At 39.6% G+C, this 642-nt stretch carries 1 pseudogene; it reads left to right on the top strand.

Features of this window, described 5'->3' with window-relative positions:
• Nucleotides 1-170: 170 nt before the first annotated feature.
• Nucleotides 171-642: pseudogene (locus KLA_RS18315) on the top strand (hypothetical protein); the annotation flags it as partial.

The following is a 642-nucleotide window of genomic DNA, read 5'->3' as shown; positions in this document are numbered from 1 at the left end:
TTACTGTTGTTGGTCCTGTTACAGAAGGTGCTCTTTACTACAAAGAAGGTGGCGGAAACTTCACAATAGATAACTTTTACACTGCTGGTACAGACTTAGGTGTTAAAGTTAAAAGTACAGATACTCCTGCAGCAACAAGAATTGAAGCTGAAGCTTTAAAAATTACTAACATGCAGTTTGCAAGTGTAGCAGATGGTTTTGAAAAAACAGATTACACTGGTGCTAACCAATCTTTTATATCTGAAGGTATTGCAACTGGTGCTGGTAATGGTGCTGCTGCTCCTGACTGGGCTGCTGGTTGGACAAGAGGTTTAGATAACAGCGGTGTTACAGAATCTAACTTAGAAGGTACAATTACTTCTGCTGTTTCTTTACAAGCAGACGTAAAATACTTACTTACTAGTAAATTAGAAATATTAGATGGTGGTGAGTTAACTATACCTGCTGGTACTGTTATTGAAGCTACAGGACAAACTAGCTCTTACATTGCAGTTGCTCAAGGTGGTAAAATATTTGTAAATGGTACTGCTACAGAGCCAGTAGTTATGACTTCTGGTGAGGCTTCTCCTGCTCCTGGTGATTGGGGTGGTTTAGTTGTTTGTGGTAAAGCTCCAACAAACAAAGGTACTGCTGTTACTTCTG

The sequence above is a fragment of the Cellulophaga geojensis KL-A genome (assembly GCF_000568425.1).
Lineage (GTDB): Bacteria > Bacteroidota > Bacteroidia > Flavobacteriales > Flavobacteriaceae > Cellulophaga > Cellulophaga lytica.
Note: the sequence above shows the minus strand (reverse complement) of the source record. Positions and strands in the feature narration are given on the sequence as shown.